Raw genomic sequence first — 302 nt, forward strand, 5'->3', positions numbered from 1 at the left:
GGCTACCACCAACGGCAAGAACTTCCTGCCGCGCGTCGCCGCGCTGCTGGACGTCGACCAGATCTCCGAGATCGTCGAAGTGGTCAGCCCCGACACCTTCAAGCGTCCGATATACGCCGGTAACGCCATCGCTACCGTGCAGTCCTCGGCTGCGGTCAAGGTGATCACCGTGCGTACCACCGGCTTCGACGCCGTCGCCGCCGAAGGCGGTTCGGCTGCCGTCGAGCAGGTTTCCGGCCCGGCCGATGCCGGCAAGTCCGCCTTCGTCGGCGAAGAGCTGGCCAAGTCCGACCGTCCGGAAC

Annotated in this window: 1 pseudogene; it reads left to right on the plus strand. The window is 66.9% G+C overall.

The features are described 5' to 3' along the window. Window positions 1-302: pseudogene (locus tag ACLJNW_RS24275) on the plus strand (electron transfer flavoprotein subunit alpha/FixB family protein); the annotation flags it as partial.

It is taken from the genome of Salmonella sp. SAL4457 (assembly GCF_046548235.1).
Lineage (GTDB): Bacteria > Pseudomonadota > Gammaproteobacteria > Enterobacterales > Enterobacteriaceae > Salmonella > Salmonella enterica.